The sequence below is a fragment of the Desertibacillus haloalkaliphilus genome, assembly GCF_019039105.1.
Lineage (GTDB): Bacteria > Bacillota > Bacilli > Bacillales > KJ1-10-99 > Desertibacillus > Desertibacillus haloalkaliphilus.
In genome coordinates this window covers 1-326 of the sequence record NZ_JAHPIV010000611.1, presented here as the reverse complement: position 1 = coordinate 326, position 326 = coordinate 1, and the positions used below count along the sequence as shown (strand labels likewise).

The 326-nt window shown below is 45.4% G+C and carries 1 protein-coding gene; it reads left to right on the top strand.

Annotated elements, in window-relative coordinates; genetic code table 11:
* The coding region (locus tag KH400_RS23525) for a 5-formyltetrahydrofolate cyclo-ligase (protein ID WP_281418779.1) at nt 1-284 on the top strand (284 nt) is incomplete at its 5' end.
* Nucleotides 285-326: the final 42 nt, after the last annotated feature.

The window sequence follows — 326 nt, the reverse complement described above, 5'->3', positions numbered from 1 at the left end:
AGTCAACCAAGTATGAACGCCACAGATTTGGTATGCTAGAACCAATTGGTGAACCGCTTGGGGATGTGGTGACACTTGATTTTATCTTGGTGCCTGGGTTGGCCTTTTCGGCAGCAGGTGATCGGCTAGGCTTCGGCGGTGGCTACTATGATCGTTGGTTACCAAAGACGACTGGCGCAAAAATCGCCGTGACGATTCCAGATAATTACGTGACGACCCCAAATTGGGAAATTGAAAAAACAGATCAACAGGTAGATAAGGTAATTGTTTTGCCACCTGTTTAAGGAAGAAAAGTATGATAGCAGAATTTAAGCGCGCCTTTAAAG